The organism is Hymenobacter ruber (assembly GCF_054783255.1).
The window spans coordinates 1470559-1491840 of record NZ_BAAGQX010000002.1; the positions used below are offsets into that span (position 1 = coordinate 1470559).

Sequence of the window (21282 nt, forward strand, 5' to 3'; positions counted from 1 at the left end):
CCGCCCCTTATCGGAACTCGACGCGCACCGCCGGCTGGCCGGGGAATTTCAGCGTGTAGACGCCCCCTTTGAGGGCGCCGCGCGGCACGCTTAGCTCGCGCGAAGTGGGCTGGATGAGGCGCACCACCCGGCCCGCCGCGTCCAGCAGCTGGGCCTCGGCAGCAGTGGCGCTACCGGGTACGACCCAGGCGGCAGGCAGCTCGATGCGGATGGCGTCGTCGGCGGGGTTGGGGTAGGCCTGGGCGGTGGGCGCGGCGGTGGCCGGGGCCTGGGCGGCCGTCACTACCAGGCCGGGCAGGGCCAGCACAGGCCGCAGAAAGTCGCGGATGGTGCGGAAGGTAGTATCGGCGTAGGCGGCGTTGCTTTCGAAGGGAATGTGGCCCGCGCCACGCAACGGGCGCAGCGTGTTGCGGATGCCCAGCGCGGTGGCGCGGGGGTTCAGGCGGCCGCTGCCGTACACGTACTTGGGCGGCAGTAGCGAGCCCACGCGGCCTTGCAGGTAGGGCACGGTGCCATCGGCGGTGCCGTGCACGCTCAGCAACGGCGCGTTACCGGCCTCGATGTAGTTGGGGGTTTCGGTGGCCCCGCTCAGGTTGAGCACGGCCTGGGGCAGGCTGCTGTAGCCGGGGTTGCCGCTCACGCCCTCCACGCCGCCCAGGGCAGCAATGCCCACGTAGGCCGGCACCTCAGCGGCTTTATCGAGGTAGCCGACTTCGAGCGCGGCAAACGCCCCGGCCGAAGAGCCGCCCACGATGACGTAGCCGGGGTTGACCCGGTAGGTGTTGGTTGTGGCCGCGTCCTTGCGGAAGAAGCGCACGGCGGCGCGCAGGTCCTGCATGCCCCGGATGGCCGATTTGGCGATGTTCACCGTATCGAAGCCCCCGCCGAGCACGATGCTGAAATCCAGCAGGCGGTAATCAATACTGGCCGTGACGTAGCCGAGCTTGGCAAATTTCGTGCACACGTCCACCATGTAGGCATCGGTTTTGGAGCCCGACACGAAGCCGCCCTGGTGGGCGAAGACGATGACCGGCCGCCGGGCCAGCGCATCGCCGGTGGGCTGGTAAATGTCCATGGTCAGCGTCTGGTTGGTACCAACGGAGTTCACGGCCGCGCCATAGGTCACCCCCGAAGTCACGGTCACGTTGGCAAATACGGGGCGGTAATAGCGCCCGCCGGTAGTGTCGATGACGGCCTGGGCGCTGGCCACCTGGGCCGCCGTGAGCAGCAGGGCCGCAAGGAAGAGGAAAAGTGTTTTCATCACGAAAGCATTAAAGAATGAGCCGGATAAGTGAAGCCCCGCCGGTTTAGGTATCAACGCCGGATAGCCGGTCGAAGTTGGGTGAGCCGCAGGCGGTGTGCTGGTTCCGAAGATACGACCTACGTTATTTGCAGCCGCTTAGCCCTGCTACTTTATGTCGATTTCCTTCCCCCCTGCCCTGCACGCCGGCCAGCGCGTCGCCATCGTCAGCCCCGCCCGCAAGATTTCGGCCGCCGAGCTGGCCCCTGCCATTGCCACCCTCCAAAGCTGGGGCCTGGAAGTGGTGCTGGGCGAGAGCATTGCCGGCGACCACCACCAGTTTGCCGGCGACGACGACCTGCGCCGCCGCGACTTCCAGCAGCAGCTCGACGACCCATCCATCCGGGCCATCCTGTGCGCGCGGGGCGGCTACGGCACCGCCCGCATCGTGGACGGGCTCGATTTTGCCCGCTTCCGGGCCGCGCCGAAGTGGGTGGCCGGCTTCTCCGACGTGACAGTGCTCAACTCGCATGTGCTGGCCTTGGGCTACGCCAGCATCCACGGCGTGATGCCAGTGCTGTTTCATCAGGCCGGCGGCGAGCTGGCGCTGGAAACCCTGCGGCGGGCCTTGTTCGGCGAGGCTTTTCAGCCAATCGAAGTCGCGCCCCACGCCCTCAACCGGCCCGGCACGGCCTCCGGCGCGCTGGTGGGCGGCAACCTCAGCCTGCTGCAAACCATCACGGGCACGGCCTCGCAGGCCGGCTTCGCGGGCCGCATCCTCTTCCTCGAAGACCTCGACGAATACCTCTACCATATCGATAGGATGATGCTGCACCTGCACCGCAGCGGGCAGCTGGCCGGCCTGGCCGGCCTCGTGGTAGGCCACTTCTCGCAGATGCGCGACAATGCCATTCCCTTCGGCGTCACGGCCGTGCAAATCATCGACCGCTACGCGGAAATATATGACTTCCCGGTGGCGTATGGCTTCCCCGTGGGCCACGAGGCCGACAACCTGGCCCTGGTGGTGGGCCAGACGGTGACCCTGACCGTGGACGGCGCGGGCGCACGGCTGACGGCCTAGCGAGCTTGGCATCGGCGCCCGGTGGCGTACCGATGCCGGCCGCCCTACGGCCGCCCCAGAAACTCCAGCACCGCCGCGTTGAACATGGCGGGGTTCTCGCGCGGGGCGTAGTGCGTGAGGCCGGGGAATATGTGCACCTGTCCGTGCGGCAGGCTACTGGCAATGAGCCGGGTATGGGCATCCTGAATGAGGTCTTTCTCGCCGGCCAGCACCAGCGTGGGTGCGGCGATGCCGGCCAGGTCCGTGGCCTTCATGCGGGGGTAATCGAGCAGCAGCACCATGAGCGGGCGCATCTTGCGGGCCTGTGGATTGATGGGGTAGAGCCAGGTAGTCATGGCCTTGCCCTGACGCACCTCCTTCAGGGTGGCGGGCGTCACAGCCAGGGTGTCGGCCCAGAGGTTGGCGCCCATCGTCACCAGCTTTTTCACCTGCTGCGGATGGTGCAGGGCCAGGCTGAGGCCGGTGTTGCCGCCGTCGCTCCAGCCCACGACGTGGGCGGCGGGGATGTTCAGGGATTTGAGCAGGGCACTCATGTCCTCGGCAAACAGGTCGTAGGTCAGCGTCTGCTTGCCGTTGGTGCTCTGGCCCTGGGCGCGGGTGTCCACGGCAATTACCTGGTAATGCTTAGCCAGCTCGGGAATCTGCCCGGTGAAGGCCGAGATGGACTGGCCGTTGCCGTGCAGTAGCAGGAGCGGCTCGCCCTGGCCGTAGGTTTCGTAGTAAAGCTTGATGCCGTTGATGTTCGCGGTGTGGCCCGCTGCCGCGTTGTGGCCGTAGTTCACCACGCCCTGACCGGTGATTTCGAGGTAGTGGTTGCCGGCCGGCTCAGCCGCCGTGCGGAAGTGGAAAGCATCGTTGAGAAACAAGGGCCGCCAGCCGTTGGGGAAGCCGCTGGCGCTATCGGCACGGGTGGCCTCGAAGTCACCGTTGACGAGCGGCACGACCTGCCACTGGCCCTTGGCGGTGGCGATTTCCAACTTGAAATCGTCGTAACTAAACGTACCGTTGAGGTACACATTGGCGTTGATGACCAGCTGCGCGGCCGCCTTGGGCAGCGTGCCGGTCAAGGTGAAGGGGCGCCACTGGCCGTCGCGGCGCTTGGCGCGCATCTGGCCGGGCTTGCTGATGGCCAAATACTTCTTGTTCTTGTCGAACACCACCGCGAAAACGTTGGCATCGGCGCTGTCGCCGGCCGGAGCGTCTACTTTCATGCGGGCCGAGAGGCGGTAGGGCTTGCCGGCAAAGGGCTGCACTTCAGCCCGCTGCCGGAAGTAGAAGACGGGACTAACTTCGGTTTTCAACTTGCTCTGAGCCAGCGCGGGCAGGTTGAGCAGCAACAGCAGCAGTAAGGAAAGGCGCATCAGAAATGGGAAAGGGTAGTTAGGGTGAGTACCGTTGATACTAAAAACGGCCGGCGGGTTGCCCCGGCGGCCGTTTTTGATACTCTTGTCAATTGCTTAATCCACGTACAGCGTCTGCAGCATGGTCTGGCCCACCGCCTTCATCGTGTTGCGGTCGATGATGGCCATGTTGTCGGTGGTGGCGTGATGGTAGGCGGGGAAGTAGTCGGTGGGCGAGTTGTAGTGGTAGATGTCGATGGTGGGAATGCCGGCCCGGTTGGTGTACACGTGGTCGTCGGTGATGCCGCCGGTGTCTTCGTAGCGGAAGTAGTCGGAGTAGCCCAGCTGCGAGGCCACGCCCCAGATTTTATCGAGGGCGGTGCGGGCGTTGGTGCGGGAGGTCTCCTCGCGGGTGAACTTGCCGTTCTTCGCCCCTACCATATCCAGCAACACACCGTACTCGGCCTTGTAGTTGGCAGGCAGCAGGTGCGTGGCCCAGTACTGCGAGCCCAGGCACCAGGAATCGGTGCCGCTACCGGCCAGCTGGTCCTTCAGGTCGGCCTGGGTGGTGTCGTCGTGGCCCCAGTCCTCGGCATCGAAGAAGATGAAGTCGACGCCCACGTTGGGGGCCAGGCTGTCGGGCTGCAGGCTGAGCTGGCGGGCCATTTCCAGGGCCACGGCCACGGCGCTGGCGCCATCACTGGCCCCGTCCATGGGGGCGTTTTTCTTCACCTTGTCGTTGTCGGCAAAGGGGCGGGTGTCCCAGTGGCCGAAGATGGCCACGCGCCGCGCCGCCTGCGGCTGGTACTGCGCAATGATGTTGCGGCCGTGGATGTTGGTGCCGTCAAACGTCATCGCCTCGAAGGGCTGCTCCATCACCTTCAGGCCGTAGCTTTTGAGCTTCGCCACCAGCCAGTCGCCAGTAGCGCGGTGAGCCTTGGAGTTCGGCACGCGCGGCCCGAAGGCCACCTGCTTCGCCGTGAAGGCATAGGCCGAGTCGGCGTTGAAGACCGGGGCTTTGGGCAGCTTGGGTTCGGCGGCCGCCGTAGTTTCGGCGGTTTCGGTGGGCTTCTTGTCGGGGCAGCCAGTGAGGAACAGGAGGCCGGCCAGGGCGGCGAGGGGAAGGCGGAGGGTGCGCAAGTTCATATTCTTTACTGTCATCCTGAGCGCAGCGAAGGACCTTCCCCCCGCTGCACCGTTCTTATATTACTGCAAGTTGTTCGACGGTGATAAGGTCCTTCGCTGTGCTCAGGATGACAGACGATTTTGACCGTTTCTACTCCTCGCTATACGCCCACTCCACGCCCGCCTTCGTGTCCTTTATCACGATGCCCTGACTCTTGAGGGCGGCCCGGATAACGTCCACCTTGTCGTAGGCTTTGTCGGCCTTGGCTTCGGAGTAGAAGCCGAGGGTAAGCTCGATGAGTTGCTCGGGGTTGACGGCGGTTTCTTCGCGCAGGCCCAGCACGTCCTGCACCAGGGCGCGGTAAGTAGCGGCGGCTTGTGCCAAGGCTTCAGGGCCCACTTCGGCTAGGGCGGCCGGGCTGGTGGCGAACTTGTTGAACTGCTTGAGAAGGTCGAACAGCGCGGCCAGGGCGCGGGGCGTGTTCAGGTCGTCGTCGAGGAACTCGGCAGGCTTGGCGGCCAGGGCCAGCAACTGGGCAACGGCGGCTTCCGACGTTTCGCCTGTTGCTTCGGCGGGGGCAGCCAGCAGCTTGTCGAGCAGACGCAGGCCGTTCATCAGCTTACGGTAGCCTTTGCGGGCGGCCTGCAGGGCGTCGTCGCTCACATCAACCGGGCTGCGGTAGTGGGCTTGCAGCAGGAAGAAACGCACCACCATCGGCGAGTAGCCGAAAGCCAGCGGCCCGGTCGGCCCCAGGAACATGTCGCCCAGCAGCACGAAGTTGCCCAGGCTCTTGCTCATCTTGGTGCCGTTCACGGTTATCATGTTGTTGTGCACCCAGAAGCGCGCCTCGTCGGTGTGCGAGTGGCTGCCCTGGCTCTGCGCAATCTCGCACTCATGGTGCGGAAACATGAGGTCGAGCCCGCCGCCGTGGATGTCGCTCAGGTCGCCGAGGTACTTGCGGCTCATGGCCGAGCACTCCAGGTGCCAGCCGGGGAAGCCTTCGCCCCAGGGCGAAGGCCAGCGCATGATGTGCTCGGGCGAAGCCTTTTTCCAGAGGGCAAAGTCCAGCGGGCTGCGCTTCTCGCTCTGGCCTTCCAGATTGGCGCGGGTGCCGGCCAGCTGGTCCTCAATGCTGCGATTGGAGAGCTTGCCGTAGCGCTTGCCCTCCTCGTTGTACTTGGGCACGTCGAAGTACACCGAGCCGTTGACCTCGTAGCCCAGGCCGTTGCCGATGATTTCCTCAATCACCCGAATCTGCTCGATGATGTGGCCGCTGGCCTGAGGCTCGATGTCGGGCGGCAGGCAGCCCAGGCCCAGCATGTGCTGGCGGTAGCGGTTGGTGAAGTGCTGGGCCACCTGCATGGGCTCGATGCGGGCGGCACGGGCGGCCTTCTCCATCTTGTCCTCGCCGGTGTCGGCGTCGCTTTCGAGGTGGCCCACGTCGGTGATGTTGCGCACGTAGCGCACCTGGTAGCCCAGGTGGCGCAGGTAGCGCGTGAGCACATCAAACACCACGGGGCCGCGGGCGTTGCCGAGGTGGGCTTCGCTATACACGGTGGGGCCGCACAGGTACACGCCCACCTGGGGCGGGTGCACGGGCTGGAATTCTTCTTTCTTGCGGGTAAGCGTGTTGTAGAGCGTGAGCGACATGGTGCAAAGGTAGCGGGCCGGGCGACGTGCGCCGGCTGGCAGGCCACAACAAAACATTAGGGCCTTTTGCTCAACTCGACGGGGCATTTTGTGCAAAAATGCCGGCACGGCCGCCCCTACTTTAATCGGTACAGGGCTTCGACCGGAAAATGGTCGCTCCACTTGATTTCCCGGTGCACCTTGCACGCCAGCACCTGCCACTGCTTGCTGGCAAACTGCTGGTCGATGCGCAGGCCGGGCAGCTTGCCATGATAAGTGGCCCCGATGCCCAAGCCCACGGTGGCCCAGGCGTTCTGGAGGTGGTCGGCCAGCTGGTCGTAGGTGTAGGAATAGGGCAGGTCGTTGGTGTCGCCGGCCAGCAGCACGGGGTAGGGCGAGCGGGCTACGCGGGCCAGCAGGGTATCGACCTGCACGCCCCGCGCCACGGCCCCGTTGCGGAAACGGCGCAGCAGGTTGGGGGCTTTCTGGCGCAGGCCGGCGCGGCTTTCGGTGGCGGTGGCGATGTCGCTTTCGGCCATGGCCATGCTTTGCAGGTGCAGGTTGAAGACGCGAATGGTGTCGGGGCGGGCGCGGCCGGGGGCGGCGGGGCGGGCCAGGTCGGCCCACATGGCGTGGTTCTGCGAGAGCTTGCCGAAGGGAATGACGCCCTGCCGCACAATGCGGAAGCGCGAGAAAATGGCCAGTCCGAACTCGGCCCCCGCGCTGTTGGTGAGGCTAGTGGACACGAAGGCGTGCCGTCCGCTGCCCTTGCCCAGCTGGTCTTCCGACTGGAAAATACCACCGCTTTCGCGGGAGCGGCGCGGCTCGTTGTAGAACTCCTGGAGGCAGAGCACGTCGGCCGGGCTGGTGGCCAGCCAGTGGATAAAGCCCCTGGAGGAGGCGTAGTCCGGGTCGCGCAGCTGGGCATACACGTTGAAGATGCGGACGTTGGCCGAAATCAGGCTCACTTCATTGGCATGAGGCTGAGGCAGGAAGAAGGAGGAATGCAGCGTTTCTTTCCCGCTCTTGAATTCCTCATTCTTCGTCTTCACTTCTCCATTAAGCGAAGCGTGCAGGGCCAGCCCGCGCTGCACGTGCGGCCACGTGAGGCCCAGTGCCACAATGGGCAGCACCGCCACCCGCCAGTTGCGCCGCAGCCAGTACAGGGCCAGCAGGGCCGTGAGCAGCAGCGCCGCCGGCGTGGTGAGCGCCCCAAACACCACCGGCCAGAACGCGCCGGCCGGCACCTGCTCGCAGGCAATGGCCAGCAGCAGCCAGGCCAGGGTCAGCAATGTAAATTTGAAAGCGAAAGAGCGGCGCACGGCACAGGCAACAGAGCCGGCAAAGGTAACGGCTGGCCGGCCGTAGGTGCGAAGCGGCGCGCACTACATCTGCCGAAGTGCGCACGAATTTTGCGCAACTGCCGTTCCGGCAAAACCCCGCTCCTGCTGGTGGTCGGCCCCTATTTTTTCCCTAATCTTTGCCTTTCCACTCCTTTCTGCCTCTGGCTTTTCTATGCCCCTATCTTTTCCCTTGCTGAGCCGCGGTTTGCTGGCTCTGGTATGTGCTGCGGCAACCCTTGCCCACCCCGCACAGGCGGCGCGGGGCGCGGCCGTAGCGCCCAATAATCCCAGTCTGGAATTTGTGCAGAACAAAGGCCAGTGGGACGGCCGCGTGCGCTACGAGGCCAACCTGCCGGCCGGCACCCTCTTCGTGCTGCCCGACGCGCTGACCTACGCCTTCCTGGACCCCGCCGCCCTGCACCACCACGACGGCGCCCCCCGCCCCGCCGCCGGCAAGGCCAAAGCCTCCGACATCGCGGCCCACGCCTACACCGTGCACTTTGAGAAAGCCAGCGGCCGGGCCCGCCTCACGGCCGAAACGCCCACGGCCGGCGAGCGCAACTATTTTATCGGCAGCGACCGCGGGCGCTGGGCCAGCCACGTGGGCGCGTTCCGGCAGCTGCGCTACACCAGCCTGTGGCCCGGCATCGACCTGACGCTGTACGAAAACACGAGCCAGCACCTGGAATACGACGTGCTGCTGGCCCCCCGCGCCAACCCCGCCCGCGTGGCCCTGCGCTACGACGGTGCCAGCGCCCTGGCCCTGGACGCAGCCGGCAACCTCGTCATCAAAACTACAGTGGGCACCACCACGGAGCTGGCTCCAAAGGCCTGGCAGCTCGATGCCGCCGGGCAACGCCAGCCGGTAGCCTGCCGGTACGTGCTCACGGGCAGCACCCTCACCTTTGCGCTCGGCAGCTACGACCGGGCCCGCGCCCTGACCATCGACCCCACGGTGCAGTTCTCAACCCTCACCGGCTCAACGGCCGACAACTGGGGCTTCACAGCTACTTATGACAACGCGGGCAATATGTATTCGGGCGGCATTGTGGCCAGCAACCTGGGCGGCAATTACCCGGCCACGCCGGGCGCGTTTCACACCACTTTCAGCAGCATCGAGGACATTGGCATCATCAAGTACAACACCAGCGTGAGCGGCGCGGCGGCGCGGGTGTGGGCCACCTACCTGGGCGGCGGCAGCTCCGAGTTTCCGCACAGCCTGGTGGTGAATGCGCAAAACGAGCTGGTGGTGCTGGGCAGCACCAGCTCCACCAACTACCCCACCACGACCGGTGCGGTGCAGCGCAGCTTCGGAGGCGGCACCTACCTCGACCCTTTCCGCGACGGCGACCCCTACAACATGCCCAACGGCTCTGACCTTTTCGTGTCCCGCTTCAGCGCCGACGGCAGCAACCTGCTGGCCAGTACCTACCTCGGCGGGTCCGACAATGACGGCGTCACCAGCTCGGCGCTGGCCGCCAACTACGGCGACTGCTTTCGGGGCGATGTGCTGCTGGACGGGGCCGGCAACGTGTACATCGCCAGCAACACCAACTCGCGCAACTTCCCGCTCCTGAACAACGGGTTCAACAACGTGCTGGCGGCCGGCACCCAGTCCGATGCGCTCGTCTGCAAGCTGTCGCCGGGCCTGAACGTGATGCTCTGGGGCGGCTTTCTGGGCGGCACCGGGGCCGATGCCGCCTATTCGGTACAGCTAGACGCGCAGGGCCGCACCTACGTGTGCGGCGGCACTACTTCCGCCAGCTTCCCTACCACGGCCGGGGCCTACAAACCGGCTGCGCCGGGCGGCACCGATGGGTTCGTGGCCCGCATCAGCGCCGATGGCCGCACCGTGGAGCGGGCCACCTACGTGGGCACCGCCAGCTACGACCAAGCGCAGCTGCTCCAGCTAGATGCCAGCGGCGATGCCTACCTCCTGGGCCAGACGCTGGGGCAATTCCCCACCACGCCGGGCCTCTACGCCACGGCCAATGGCACGCAGTTTATTCAGAAGCTGAACCCGGACCTTACCACCAGTCTTTACAGCACATCATTTGGCAGCGGGAGCAATGTTGATGGCCCCAATCTGGTGCCCACGGCCTTCCTCGTCGATGACTGCGAGCGGGTGTATGTGAGCGGCTGGGGCGGGCTGGTGAATGCCCGCAATACCGGCTACCTGGGCGGCAGCACCAGTGGCCTGCCCACCACCACCGGGGCCGTTTCAACCGTTACCGATGGCTCCGACTTCTACCTGGCCGAATTCTCGGCCGGCATGACCCGGCTGGAGTACGCCACTTTTTTTGGCCAGAACGGTACTCGCGAACACGTCGACGGCGGCACCTCGCGCTTTGATAAGCGGGGCGTGGTGTACCAAGCCGTGTGCGCCAGCTGCAGCAGCACCCAGGGCTTCCCGCTGCCGCCGGGCGCGGGCACCTACACCGTGCGCAACGGCAGCTCGAACTGCAACAACGGGGCCTTCAAAATGAACTTCGAAATATTGCAGGCCGACCCCGGCCCGCGCCGCTACGTGTGCCTCGACAATGGCCCCGTGGCGCTGACCGGCAGTCCGGCCGGCGGCGTGTGGGCCGGGCCGGGCGTGCAGGCGGCTCCGGGCGGGGGTTACCGCTTCGTGCCCACGGCCGTGGGGCCGGGGCACTACGTTATCAACTACACCGTCGCGACCACCGGCATTTGCCAGAGCACCCGCAGCGTGCGCTACGTGGTGGCCCCGCCGGTGGTGCCCACGTTTGCACCGCTGCCCCCGCAATGCGTGGCCGGGGCGGCAGTGGCGCTGGCGGCCACGCCGGCCGGCGGTATCTTCAGTGGGCCGGGGGTGGGCAATGGCCGCTTCGACCCCGCGGCGGCCGGCGTGGGTACCCACACGCTCACCTACAGCGTTGCCGACTCAATGGGCTGCGGTACCCTCAGCCAGCAGGTGGTAGTGGTCCGCCTGCCCGCCATCACGCCCGGCCGTGATACCACCCTGTGCGCCGACCTGCGCCAGCCTTTCCAGCTAGTAGGCTTCGCGCCGGCCGGGGGCGTGTGGAGCGGTACCGGCGTCACGGCCGGCGGCTTCTTCACCCCGCCGAATACCGGCAACCGGGGCGGCGTGTTCCCGCTCACCTACACCGTGACGCAGGGCCCCTGCCAGGCCACGGCCACCCGCACGGTGGTGCTGGCGCCCGTGTCGGCGCAGGATGTGGGGCTGAACCTGCCGGTGTGCGCCGCCGCGCCGCGCTACACCGGCCTCGCGCCCTTTGAATGCCCGCTCTCGCCGGTGCTGCTGGCTCCGCACGCCACCTACAGCTGGGACTTTGGCGATGGCAGCGAGCCCAGCATCCTGGCCGAGCCGAAGCACATTTATACCCAGCCGGGCACGTACCACGTCACGCTCACGGCGCGCTACGGCAACTGCGAGGTGCTCACCGGCTTCTCGCCCGTGGAAGTGGGCGAAGTGTTCATGCCCAACATCATTACGCCCAACGGCGACGCCGCCAACCAGACCTTTCAGCCCCGGTTCAGCTGTCGGCCGGCTTCGCTGGAAGTGTACACCCGCTGGGGCCAGCGCGTGTATCAAACCGATGACTACCACAACAACTGGGACGCCACCGGCCTGCCCGACGGCATCTACTACTACCAGCTGCGCGACGCCGACAACCGCCACGCCAAAGGCTGGGTGGAAGTGCGCCGGTAGCTTGTAGCGCGGACTTTGTAGTCCGCGAGTCCAATGGCCCTAGTCGCGGACTACAAAGTCCGCGCTACATCACCCCGGCTTCACCGCACGCCCCGCAATGTCCACCGTTTGCCCCGCCACCAGCACGTGCATTTGCAGGCCGTGGCCGCTGATAACGGCCCCATCGGCCAGGCCGGGCAGGTTGTTGTGCGTGGCTTGCGCGGCGTCGATAACCACCACGGCTTCCTCGCCAAACACTTTTGCGGGCTGGTCGGGGCGGATAATTAACCCGGTCTCCTCGCTCAGGCCGATGCCCAGCAGCGTGGGCTGGGCCAGCACGGCGTGCAGCAGGCGCGGGTAGCGCCCGCGCTCGGCAAAGTGCTGGTCGAGCAGCACGCCGGGCAGCAGGTTCAGGCCGGGCTGCACCTCGATGCGGCCGCCCAGCAGGCTGCGCCAGCCGTGGCCATCTACCAGCATAAACTCGGCCACGGCCGAAGCGCCGGCGCTGGTGCCTGCAATGACAAAGCCAGCTTCAGTCTGGTATTTCTGTTTGAGAATGGTTAGGAATTCGGTACCGAGCAGGAAATCGGTGAGGCGCTCCTGGTCGCCGCCGCTCATGAACACGAGGGCGGCTTTGCGCAGGCGGGCCAGCGTGGCGGGGTCGTCGGCGGCGTGGTCTTCGTTCACCTGCAGGTGCCGCACGTGGGGACAGCCGAGCTGGTGCCAGGCATGGGCATAGGCGGCGGCGGTGCGGGCGGGCTGGCGGCGAGTGGCCGTGGTCAGCACCTCAATGGGCAGGTTGCTGTCGGGCAGCAGGCCGGCTAGTAGCGTGAGCAGGGGGTCGTCATCGCCCCCACCGAGCACCACGAGGGTGCCTAGCGGCGCGGCAATGGGGGAAGCATCTTCAGGCATGAGCACAGGGATTGGGCGGCAAGATGGGGCAGCGGCGGCGATTTGAGGGTGGGAGGTCCGCGTGTGAAACAGGGCTGTCATCCTGAGCGCAGCGAAGGACCTTACCACGCCAACCACTATTTGCAGTGCTTCTCATACGGCGCAGGCGTAGTAAGGTCCTTCGCTGCGCTCAGGATGACAGATACCCAGCATAACAAACCGCCCCGCAATACCCATTTACCGCCCGCTTCGCCCTACTTTTGTGGCGCTTATTCCCTTCATCAACCCCGCTTGCCTAGCGAAGCACCTCCCCTCCTTCTTTTTCATGCAGCCGCAGACCGTGGAAACCATCACGTCCCTGATTCAGGAGGGCGAATTTTTTAAGCTTAAGCAGCTGCTCCGCGATTTTCAACCCTCGGAGCTAGTGTCGCTCATTGAGGCCGAAGAGGACCGGGAACAGCTCATCATTTTCCGGCTGCTGCCGCTCAAGCTGGCCACCGAGGTGTTTGAATACCTCGATTTGGAGGAGCAGCGGCACTTTCTGGATAATCTGGCCCAGGACAAGATGGCCGACATTCTCAACGAGATGTCGCCGGACGACCGTACGGCCCTGCTGGAGTTTCTGCCCGCCAATTTCGTGGCCGAGCTCGTGCAAAGCCTCTCGGAAGAAGAACGCAAAGTGACCCTGCAGCTGCTGGGCTACCCCGAATACTCGGTGGGACGCCTGATGACGCCCGACTACATCGCCATCCGCGAGAACTGGACGGTGCAGCAGGTGCTCGACTACATTCGCCAGCACGGCGGGCAGTCCGAAACGCTGAGCATGCTCTACGTGACCGACGCGCAGGGCGTGCTGATTGATGACATTCGCATCCGGGAATTCCTGCTGGCTGCGCCCACGGCGCGGGTACGCGACCTCATGGACCGCCGTTTCGTGCAGCTCACCGCCACCCAGGACCAGGAAGACGCCATCGACGTGTTCCGGCGCAACGACCGCAACGCCCTGCCCGTGGTTTCGGACCAGGGCATCTTGCTCGGCATCGTGACCATCGACGACATCCTCAGCATTCGGGAGGAAGAAGACACCGAGGACATCCAGAAGTTCGGCGGCTCCGAAGCGCTGGACGAACCCTACCTCACCATGCCCCTGATGAGCCTGGTGCAGAAGCGGGCCGGTTGGCTGGTGGTGCTCTTTCTGGGCGAATTGCTCACGGCCTCGGCCATGCAATTCTTCGAAGGCGAGCTGCAGAAGGCCATTGTGCTGGTGCAGTTTGTGCCGCTCATCATCAGTTCGGGCGGCAACTCGGGCTCGCAGGCCACGTCGCTCATCATCCGGGCCATGGCGCTGGGCGAGTTCACGCTGGGCGAGTGGTGGCGGGTGTTGCGCCGCGAGCTCATCACCGGTTCGGCCCTGGGCCTGATTCTGGGATTGGTGGGCTTCGGGCGCATTGCCATCTGGCAGAGTATTACGCCCATTTATGGCGAGCATTGGGCACTAGTGGCCCTCACGGTGGGCATTGCGCTGGTGGGCATCGTGCTGTGGGGTTCGCTGGCGGGCTCCATGCTGCCGCTGTTGCTCAAGCGCCTGGGGCTGGACCCGGCCACGTCGTCCGCGCCCTTCGTGGCCACGCTGGTCGACGTCACGGGCCTGATTATTTACTTCTCGGTGGCCCTGCTCATCCTGCGCGGCACGCTACTGTAGGGCATTTTAACGGCCGAAAACCACCGCCACATGGGGGGGGTGTGCCCGCACATGCCGCCACACACGTGCCGGTGGTTTTGCCGGCTCCTACTCCAGTCGCCGCCGGTTGGCTTTCTTCTCGCCCTGAATCTTTTTGCCTTCCAGGCGTTTGCGCACGGCGCTTTTGCTGGGCTTGGTGGCCTTGCGGGGCTTGGGGCGGCGCAGGCTGCGTAGCAATAATTCGTAGAAGCGGGCCAGCACAATTTCCTTGTTGCGGAGCTGGCTGCGGTCGTCCTGCGCGGCGAGGAGCAGCAGGCCGTCAGCGGTGAGCTGGTTCGCCAGCTTCTCCAGAATCAACTGTTTCTGCTCATCGGTAAGGATTTCGGAGTTCAGCAGGTGCCAGCGCAGCTCCACCCGCGACTCCACCTTGTTCACGTTCTGCCCGCCCGGCCCGCTGGCCCGGCTGGTCTGGAAGGTGATTTCGGGCAGGAAGGCGGCGGCGGGAGGAAGCATGAGGCAAATGTAGGGGCGGAGCTTGCCCCCGCCCGCACGATGAACGGACGGCCCCGACGATTCGGGCGGGGCAAGCCCCGCCCTTACCTATTTCCCGCCCCTACCTATTTATTGAGTAGCATTGCACCGTAGGAATACCCGCCGCCGAACACGGTAATAATCACCTTATCGCCACTCTTCAGCGTGTTCCACACCTCGGCCAGGCCAATGGCAGCGCCGGCGCAGCCGGTGTTACCGAGGCGCTCGATGTTGCTCACGGCGCGGGCCGGGTCGAGGCCCAGGGCCTTGGTCACATTTTTCGAGATGCGCAGGTTGGCCTGGTGCGGGATGAGGTAGGTGAGCTCCTCGGTGGGAATGTGGTGTTTGTCGAGCAGCGTCTGGGTCACGCGGGCCATGTAGGTGCAGGCCTGCTGAAATACGTCGCGCCCGAAGGGCATCACAATGCCGCGCTCCACGGGCTTCAGGGTCACGGCTTCGTCGGCCTTGCTCACGGGCGCGGCCCCGCCGGTGATGACTTCGGCAATGTGCAAATCCTCGGGACTGATACGCTCCTTGCTGATGAGCAGCGTGGCCGCGCCGTCGCCCCATAGGTGGCCAGCCATCGTGTCTTCCTCGTTGTTGTAGGCCGTGTTGTGCTCGGTCACGACCACCACGGCACGGCTGGCCTTGCCCATGGCAAAGTAGCCCTCCACAATCTCCACAGCATTGAGCAGCGAGGAGCAGGCCGAGGAAATGCTGACGGTCGGGATTTCGTTGATGTCCAAATCGCGCTGCACGGCATGCGCGGCGGTGAAAATGGTATCGTGCGGCGTGTAGGTGCCGGCCACGATAAGGTCGACACTAGCCTGAGCAAAAGCGGGGGCAGCAGCCAGCGCGGCGCGAGTCGCGGCAATGGCCATGGTGTTGGCATTCTCGCCAGGGCCCGCTTTGCGGCGCTCCTGAATGCCGGTGCGCTCAATTATCCACTCGCTGGCGAGGCCATTAAGGCGAGTGAAATGAGCATTGGTGACGACGGCCTCCGGGAGGTAGGCCGCCACATGATGAAGATACACGGGGTGGTATTGGGTGAAACGCAAAGCCGGCTAGCGGCCCCACAAAGGTACGGCCCGCATTCTCCGGCGGTCGGTTTGGTCCGGCCATATGCCCGAATTTTATACCAGCAGGCCATTATCGAGCACCAAAAAGCCCCGACTGCCGCTAGCAGTCGGGGCTTTTTCACAGGCTTTTAGCGCGTTATTCCTTCACCACCCGGCCGCTGCCGTGGGTGCTGCTGCTGAGCTGCGCCCCGCCGGCCACGTACAGGCTGCCGGAGCCCGAAATCGACCCATCGGCGGTGCGGCTGGCGTACACGTAGGCATTGCCCGAGCCGCTGATGCGGGCGCGGCTGGTTTCGGTTTTCAGGTCGCGGGCCTTCACTTTGCCCGAGCCGCTGATGCGGATTTCGTTGCTGGGGCAGGTGCCGCCCACCGTCACATCGCCCGAGCCGGACACGGCCGTTTCCAAGCGCCCGGCTTTGAGCTGCGGCACCATGAGGTCGCCGGAGCCGCTTACGGCCAGCGTCATGGCATCGGCTTGCAGCCCGCCGTTCACTTCCATCTTGCCCGAGCCGCCCACGCGCAGGGCCGTGAGGCTGGGCGCGGTCACGTACACCGTTACGGGGCCGTGGCTTTTGTTGCTGAACATCCGGCCATCCTGCTGGCGGAAGTTCAGGCGCAGCTTGCCGCTCTGCACGTCGGTTTCAAAATCGGCCAGGTCTTCCTTGCTGCCTTCTACGGCCACGCTTTGGGGGCTGCCTTGCTTCACCACCACGCGGGCCGAACCCCCAAGGCTGATTTCGGTGAACGAACCCACCGAGCGGGTTTCGCGGTCGCTCTGGGGTCGGGTACTGGTGAAGGACGAGAGCGCGCCCACGGCCAGCACCAGCAGGCTGGCGCACATCGAGTTAATCCGAAAATTATTCATGCGAAAAAAGGTGAAGGGTGAGTGAGTAAATCCGGTTACCGACATGATGCCCGAAACGTTACCGCGGTTGCCCGAAGTTATTCTTTTCTTCCTTTTTTCAGTCTGATTTTCCTAGAATTCGACGTGCAGACGCACGGCCACCACATGCACCGGCCCACTACGGTCCTTATTATAAGCCGGGTTGATAACCAGCTGATAATCCGGACTGAGGGAGGCGTGATACTGCGGCAGCGCGAAGCTGTAGTACACCTCGCCAATCTGCTCCAGACCGTAGTTGAGAGCGCCGCTGTTAGGCACATAGCCGGTGCCGGGTCCGTCGCCCACGATGAAGCCGTAGCCGCCCGCGCCCAGGTAGGCGCGGTGCTCGGGGCTGAGGCCGTTCACCACGATGGCCGCGCCGAGGCGGTCGTCGGGCCGATGCCACCGGTCGCCGGTGCTGGCAATGCCGAGGCTGGCGCTGTGGTCGATTTCGGTGAAGGCCCAGGTTTCATTTTTGCCGTCGTTGTAGCTCACGCGGGCAAACAGGCCCACGTGCTTGGCGATTTCCTGCTCCGCGTTCAGCCCAAAGCCGACTTTGGTGTGGCCGTCGTGGCGCACCAGCGTCACATCGGGCTGCGCGCCGGTGAGCTGGGCCAGCCGAATGGCCGTGTTATAAGTGGCCATGGCCGCCACGTTGCGGAAGCCCAGCGCCCGAATGGTGCCCTGCCGACCCTTAACGTGGTACACTTTGGTCAGCTCCACGGTTTCGGCGTGGGCCGTGCCGTAGTGGAAATCCAGGATGGGCCCGTTGGCCAGCGTGGGCATGAGCGTGGACGCGAACCGGGCCGTGAAGCCGGGCGTGATGTACTCAAAAACGCCGCCCACGGTATAGCCGCGCGTGTTGGCGGCGTAGTCCCAGGCGCCGGCACTCATCAGGCTCCAGTTCAGAAACTGCGTGCGCGGGTCGTGCGAGTAGCTGTTCTGGTCGAAGAAATCGGCAGTACTGAACTTGCCCAGATTGAGGGCGAAGTAGCGCTGCGGCGTGGGGCCGGCCACTTGGTTGAGGTCGTCGAGGTCCATATCCGTGGCCGTGCCCAGCGCAAACACCTGCCGCAGATACAGCCGCGCCAGATACAGCTGCGGCGAAGGGTCGCCGATGCGGAAGGTCTCGCCGTTGGTGAAACCGGCCACGCCGCGCGCGCCGCTCAGGCCGCTGCCGCCCGCCACTTCGGGGTTGAAATACACGGCCGCATTTTTCCACAGCCGCCGCCCGATGAACAGCGTACTGGTGAAGGACAGCTTGGCCGATTCGCGGTCGGCCAGGCTGTAGTCGCCCGAGTAGGGCGTGGTCAAGTTATTGTGCCACTGGTCGATGAGCGTCTGCTGAAAGTGCAGGCTCCAGTTTCGGGCCTTTTCCACGGGCTGGTGCATCGGCTCCTGGGCCGAGGCGGCATTGGGCGGCGTGGCGGGCGTGGTAGAGCCGGGCGGCGTGACCTGGGCCAGGCCGGGCAAAGCCAGCAGCAGCGCCCCAACAAGGAGTAAAGATCTGTGTTTCAGGACAAAAAGATTAGGCAGGCCGGATAAAATGGGGCGAAAGTTCCCGCCCCGCAGATGTTGAAACAGTGAATTTTAGCCCACGGCCATAGTTGAGGCCGGGGCATTAGCCAACTCACACCCGCCGGTACGGTCGAGGTACTGCTTGCCCCAGCCCACCCACTCGCCAAACAGCGGCTGCACGCGCTGCCCCTGCCCCGTCAGGCTGTAGTCGACGCGCGGCGGCACGGTTTGGTGCACGGTGCGGGCCACGATGCCGTCGGTTTCCAGCTCCCGCAGCTCCTGAATCAGCATCTTCTCCGTGATTTCGGGCATCAGCCGACGCAGCTCGCCGTAGCGCCGGGGCTCATCGAGCAAATAAGAGAGAATCAGCAGCTTCCACTTGCCACCCAACACGTTGAGCGTGGTGCGCACGGGGCAGGTCAGGTTGCGTTCGGCATCGGCGGCCGACCAGTAGGCTTCGGCCGTTTGTTGTTTGGTGGGTTTTGACATAAAATTATCACGCTGATTAACAGCTATTTTTACTTTTAAGTAAGTACCCTACTTTTTAGTAGGTACTTGCGAAAAGCAAAGTTAGGCCATCACCTTTGCATCGCCGCCGCGCAACGATGCCCCGGCTCAAGTTTTTGCTTCTATGTCTAAGAAAATCACCGTCCTCGGCGCGACTGGCCACATCGGTACCGCCATCGTTCACACGCTGCTGAAACAAGGCCACCAGGTAACGGCAGTGGCCCGACCCAGCGCCCGTCTCGACGCCCTCGCCAAAGCCGGGGCCGCCACCAAAGCTGGTGATGCGCACGACGCGCCTTTCCTCACCGACGCCCTGCGCGGCGCCGATGCGGCGTTCCTGATGATTCCGCCCAACGTGACCTCACCCGATGTCTTGGGTTTCATGGACCAAATCGGCGAAGCCACCGCTCAGGCCGTGCGCGATTCCGGCCTGAAAAACGCCGTGCACCTGAGCAGCATCGGGGCCGATGAGGTCGCCGGCACCGGCCCCGTGGTGGGCCTGCACCGCCAGGAAGCCCGCCTCAACGCCATCGAAGGGCTGAACGTGGTGCACCTGCGCCCGGCCTATTTCATGGAAAACCTGCTGGCCAACGTGGGCATGATTCAGCACATGGGCATCGCCGGCTCGGCCACGAAAGCTGACGCCGCGTTCCCGATGGTGGCCACCAAGGACATCGCCGCCAAAGCCGCTGAATTCCTGACTGCCGATAAGCTGGCAAACCACGCCGTGCAGTACATTCTGGGGCCGCGCAACTACACGCTGGCCGAAGCTACGGCCGCTATTGGCCAAGCCATTGGCCGGCCGGAACTGCCCTACGTGGCTTTCTCCTACGAGGACGCTAAAAAGGGCATGGTTGGGGCCGGGCTGAGCGAGAACCAGGCCGACCTTTACGACGAGATGACCCGTAATATCAACGAAGGCAAGTCGATGGCCAACGGCCCGCGCGATGCCGCCAGCACCACGCCTACCACGGTGGAGGAATTTGCCCAGACGGTGTTTGCGCCAGCTTTTAAGGCGGCTACGGCGTAAGTAGTATAATCCTGTAGGGTGCGGGGCTTGCCCCCGCCCGTCGTTGAACGAATCCATTACATTTCGTTCGACGACGGGCGGGGGCAAGCCCCGCACCCTACTTTTGCCCCATGCCGCTACTTCATCACCTCGACCAGGGGCAGGGCCGCCCGCTGGTCATCCTCCACGGTCTTTTTGGTACGCTCGATAACTGGCAGAGCCTGGCGCGGCGCTGGGCCACCGAAGCCGGATTGCGTGTCATCAGCGTGGATTTGCGCAACCACGGCCGCTCGTTTCATAGTGCGGAACACACCTACGCCCTCATGGCGCAGGACGTGCTGGAGCTGTTTGACCACCTGCAGCTCGGCCCCGATACCACGCTTATGGGGCACAGCATGGGCGGCAAAGTGGCCATGCGCCTCGCCCTCGACCATCCCGAGCGGCTCGCTCGTCTCATCGTGGTTGATATCGCGCCGCGCTTTTCCGACATGGAGCACCAGGACGATATCCTGGCCGGCCTGCACGCCGTGGACCTCAGCACCATCACTAACCGGCAGGAGGCCGATGCGGCGCTGGCGCAGCACGTCGGTAACCTCGGTACCCGGCAGTTTTTGCTAAAAAACCTCTACCGCAAGGAGGATAACTCCTTTGCCTGGCGCATCAACCTCGATGTGCTGGCCGCGCAGTTGCCCGCCGTAGGCGAGGAAACCACTGGCCCGGCACCGTTCATGAAACCCACCCTGTTCATTCGCGGCGGCAAGTCGGATTACATCACCACCGAGGATAAGCTGCACGGTATTCCGGCGTTGTTTCCGCACTCGCAGGTGGCCACCGTGGTCGATGCCGGCCACTGGGTACACGCCGAGAAGCCAGAGGAAGTGTTTGGGCTGGTGAAGGCGTTTGCGCAGCAGTAAAGGCTGGGCAGCTAATTAGTGTGCTGACATTTCCAGATGAATTTCTATCGCGGTTTTGACAAGATACACCTCTTGTCTGGATATACATATTCATAATTTCAAGCATGAATATTTTATGAAAAATATTAACTATAATTAAATCGTTTTTATTCAGGGTTAATTAACGAGCACACTAGGACAACTGTACTATTTATAACAGCTTGAAATATATATCTAACTAAATTTTTAAACATCATCAGAAGTTGCTTCAATAATATTATTTAATAAATATATAATAAGTAATATTTTTATATGTAAAAATATTTTTAGCAGATTTAATTGAATAAAAGAAATAATATTGTGCACTGCATTTGGCAAGGCTTCTATTAAATCTTCTTTTAACCTTTTAAATTCTGCTTAGTGAAAACTCAATTACCTCTCGGAGTCGTACTGAGATTAGCGTCGTTAGGACTGCTTTTTTCGGTACCAATGCTGGGCAATGCCCAAACTGGAATCGGCACACGTACGCCTGACCCATCTGCTGCACTCGATATCTCGAGTAGTACCCGTGGCTTGCTTATCCCACGAGTAGCCCTTAAGTCGGCTACTGACAACACTACGGTTGTAAATCCAGCCAATGGCCTGCTGATTTTCAACACCAGCAGTGACCTGCTAGGTGGACCGGGCCTGTATTACAACGCTGGTGGCACGGGCACCAAAGGCAACAACCCCACCAACTGGGTGCGAATAGCCACCAGCGGTGCGCCAACAACCGAGGACTCCTGGCGGATTATTCCCAAAAACGGGCCCGTGAAACCAGGGGTGAATGGCACAAACGGTCTCGTGGCGGCTGCTTCG

16 protein-coding genes are annotated in these 21282 nt (G+C 63.8%); 5 read left to right on the forward strand and 11 right to left on the reverse strand.

All coding sequences use genetic code 11. The features are described 5' to 3' along the window. Nucleotides 1-7: 7 nt before the first annotated feature. Nucleotides 8-1261: a hypothetical protein gene (locus tag ACYVM5_RS06800; RefSeq protein ID WP_460617367.1), complete on the reverse strand. Its 1254-nt coding sequence runs from the start codon at nt 1259-1261 to the stop codon at nt 8-10. Between the two features lie 154 nt (nt 1262-1415). Between ACYVM5_RS06800 and ACYVM5_RS06805 the strand changes: the two genes are divergently transcribed. Next, nucleotides 1416-2321 (forward strand): S66 peptidase family protein, encoded by a 906-nt coding sequence (locus ACYVM5_RS06805; protein ID WP_460617368.1) that lies wholly within the window; start codon nt 1416-1418, stop codon nt 2319-2321. A gap of 44 nt (nt 2322-2365) precedes the next feature. Here ACYVM5_RS06805 and ACYVM5_RS06810 read toward each other — a convergent pair whose 3' ends face one another. The 4 genes from ACYVM5_RS06810 to ACYVM5_RS06825 form a co-directional block, all read right to left on the reverse strand. Then, nucleotides 2366-3682 (reverse strand): alpha/beta fold hydrolase, encoded by a 1317-nt coding sequence (locus ACYVM5_RS06810; protein ID WP_460617369.1) that lies wholly within the window; start codon nt 3680-3682, stop codon nt 2366-2368. Nucleotides 3683-3778: 96 nt separating this feature from the next. Beyond that, a complete protein-coding gene (locus tag ACYVM5_RS06815; RefSeq protein ID WP_460617370.1) occupies nt 3779-4807 on the reverse strand; it encodes a M28 family peptidase in 1029 nt (342 codons plus the stop codon). Nucleotides 4808-4937: 130 nt separating this feature from the next. After that, complete coding sequence (gene cysS, locus ACYVM5_RS06820) at nt 4938-6437, reverse strand: cysteine--tRNA ligase (RefSeq protein ID WP_460617371.1); 1500 nt, start codon at nt 6435-6437, stop codon at nt 4938-4940. Between the two features lie 116 nt (nt 6438-6553). Then, nucleotides 6554-7738, reverse strand: a complete 1185-nt coding sequence (locus ACYVM5_RS06825; protein WP_460617372.1) for an endonuclease/exonuclease/phosphatase family protein — start codon at nt 7736-7738, stop codon at nt 6554-6556. Between the two features lie 193 nt (nt 7739-7931). On the opposite strand from ACYVM5_RS06825, the gene ACYVM5_RS06830 reads away from it, so the two are divergent. After that, complete coding sequence (locus ACYVM5_RS06830) at nt 7932-11453, forward strand: DUF7948 domain-containing protein (protein ID WP_460617373.1); 3522 nt, start codon at nt 7932-7934, stop codon at nt 11451-11453. Between the two features lie 69 nt (nt 11454-11522). Here the strand turns inward: ACYVM5_RS06830 and ACYVM5_RS06835 are convergent, their stop codons facing one another. After that, on the reverse strand, nt 11523-12344 hold the full coding sequence (locus ACYVM5_RS06835) for a cyanophycinase (protein ID WP_460617374.1): 822 nt from the start codon (nt 12342-12344) through the stop codon (nt 11523-11525). Nucleotides 12345-12648: 304 nt separating this feature from the next. On the opposite strand from ACYVM5_RS06835, the gene mgtE reads away from it, so the two are divergent. Next, nucleotides 12649-14025, forward strand: coding sequence for a magnesium transporter (mgtE, locus tag ACYVM5_RS06840; protein WP_460617375.1), 1377 nt, complete (start codon nt 12649-12651; stop codon nt 14023-14025). Nucleotides 14026-14112: 87 nt separating this feature from the next. Here the strand turns inward: mgtE and arfB are convergent, their stop codons facing one another. The 5 genes from arfB to ACYVM5_RS06865 all read right to left on the reverse strand — a co-directional run bounded on the left by arfB (nt 14113) and on the right by ACYVM5_RS06865 (nt 18504). Then, entirely contained in the window at nt 14113-14517 is a 405-nt protein-coding gene (arfB, locus tag ACYVM5_RS06845; protein WP_460617376.1) for an aminoacyl-tRNA hydrolase, read from the reverse strand. A gap of 104 nt (nt 14518-14621) precedes the next feature. Continuing rightward, nucleotides 14622-15569 (reverse strand): 3-oxoacyl-ACP synthase III family protein, encoded by a 948-nt coding sequence (locus ACYVM5_RS06850; protein WP_460617377.1) that lies wholly within the window; start codon nt 15567-15569, stop codon nt 14622-14624. 181 nt (nt 15570-15750) lie between these two features. After that, nucleotides 15751-16479 (reverse strand): head GIN domain-containing protein, encoded by a 729-nt coding sequence (locus ACYVM5_RS06855; protein WP_460617378.1) that lies wholly within the window; start codon nt 16477-16479, stop codon nt 15751-15753. A 111-nt stretch (nt 16480-16590) separates the two neighbouring features. After that, entirely contained in the window at nt 16591-17970 is a 1380-nt protein-coding gene (locus ACYVM5_RS06860) for a carbohydrate porin (protein ID WP_460617379.1), read from the reverse strand. A 117-nt stretch (nt 17971-18087) separates the two neighbouring features. Further along, nucleotides 18088-18504 (reverse strand): winged helix-turn-helix transcriptional regulator, encoded by a 417-nt coding sequence (locus ACYVM5_RS06865; RefSeq protein ID WP_460617380.1) that lies wholly within the window; start codon nt 18502-18504, stop codon nt 18088-18090. Nucleotides 18505-18646: 142 nt separating this feature from the next. On the opposite strand from ACYVM5_RS06865, the gene ACYVM5_RS06870 reads away from it, so the two are divergent. Both ACYVM5_RS06870 and ACYVM5_RS06875 read left to right on the forward strand, forming a co-directional pair. Further along, complete coding sequence (locus tag ACYVM5_RS06870) at nt 18647-19552, forward strand: Rossmann-fold NAD(P)-binding domain-containing protein (RefSeq protein ID WP_460617381.1); 906 nt, start codon at nt 18647-18649, stop codon at nt 19550-19552. Nucleotides 19553-19662: 110 nt separating this feature from the next. Next, the gene (locus tag ACYVM5_RS06875; protein ID WP_460617382.1) at nt 19663-20445 is read left to right on the forward strand and encodes an alpha/beta fold hydrolase; all 783 of its coding nucleotides are present in this window, start codon (nt 19663-19665) and stop codon (nt 20443-20445) included. Nucleotides 20446-21282 lie beyond the last annotated feature (837 nt).

Excerpts from the sequence above, each read along its gene's own strand:
- ACYVM5_RS06810 (WP_460617369.1), bottom strand. The coding sequence starts at position 3,682 with ATGCGCCTTTCCTTACTGCTGCTGTTGCTGCTCAACCTGCCCGCGCTG.
- ACYVM5_RS06815 (WP_460617370.1), bottom strand. The coding sequence starts at position 4,807 with ATGAACTTGCGCACCCTCCGCCTTCCCCTCGCCGCCCTGGCCGGCCTC.
- arfB (WP_460617376.1), bottom strand. The coding sequence starts at position 14,517 with ATGCTTCCTCCCGCCGCCGCCTTCCTGCCCGAAATCACCTTCCAGACC.
- mgtE (WP_460617375.1), top strand. The coding sequence starts at position 12,649 with ATGCAGCCGCAGACCGTGGAAACCATCACGTCCCTGATTCAGGAGGGC.
- ACYVM5_RS06875 (WP_460617382.1), top strand. The coding sequence starts at position 19,663 with ATGCCGCTACTTCATCACCTCGACCAGGGGCAGGGCCGCCCGCTGGTC.
- ACYVM5_RS06835 (WP_460617374.1), bottom strand. The coding sequence starts at position 12,344 with ATGCCTGAAGATGCTTCCCCCATTGCCGCGCCGCTAGGCACCCTCGTG.
- ACYVM5_RS06870 (WP_460617381.1), top strand. The coding sequence starts at position 18,647 with ATGTCTAAGAAAATCACCGTCCTCGGCGCGACTGGCCACATCGGTACC.
- cysS (WP_460617371.1), bottom strand. The coding sequence starts at position 6,437 with ATGTCGCTCACGCTCTACAACACGCTTACCCGCAAGAAAGAAGAATTC.
- ACYVM5_RS06865 (WP_460617380.1), bottom strand. The coding sequence starts at position 18,504 with ATGTCAAAACCCACCAAACAACAAACGGCCGAAGCCTACTGGTCGGCC.
- ACYVM5_RS06800 (WP_460617367.1), bottom strand. The coding sequence starts at position 1,261 with ATGAAAACACTTTTCCTCTTCCTTGCGGCCCTGCTGCTCACGGCGGCC.
- ACYVM5_RS06855 (WP_460617378.1), bottom strand. The coding sequence starts at position 16,479 with ATGAATAATTTTCGGATTAACTCGATGTGCGCCAGCCTGCTGGTGCTG.
- ACYVM5_RS06805 (WP_460617368.1), top strand. The coding sequence starts at position 1,416 with ATGTCGATTTCCTTCCCCCCTGCCCTGCACGCCGGCCAGCGCGTCGCC.
- ACYVM5_RS06830 (WP_460617373.1), top strand. The coding sequence starts at position 7,932 with ATGCCCCTATCTTTTCCCTTGCTGAGCCGCGGTTTGCTGGCTCTGGTA.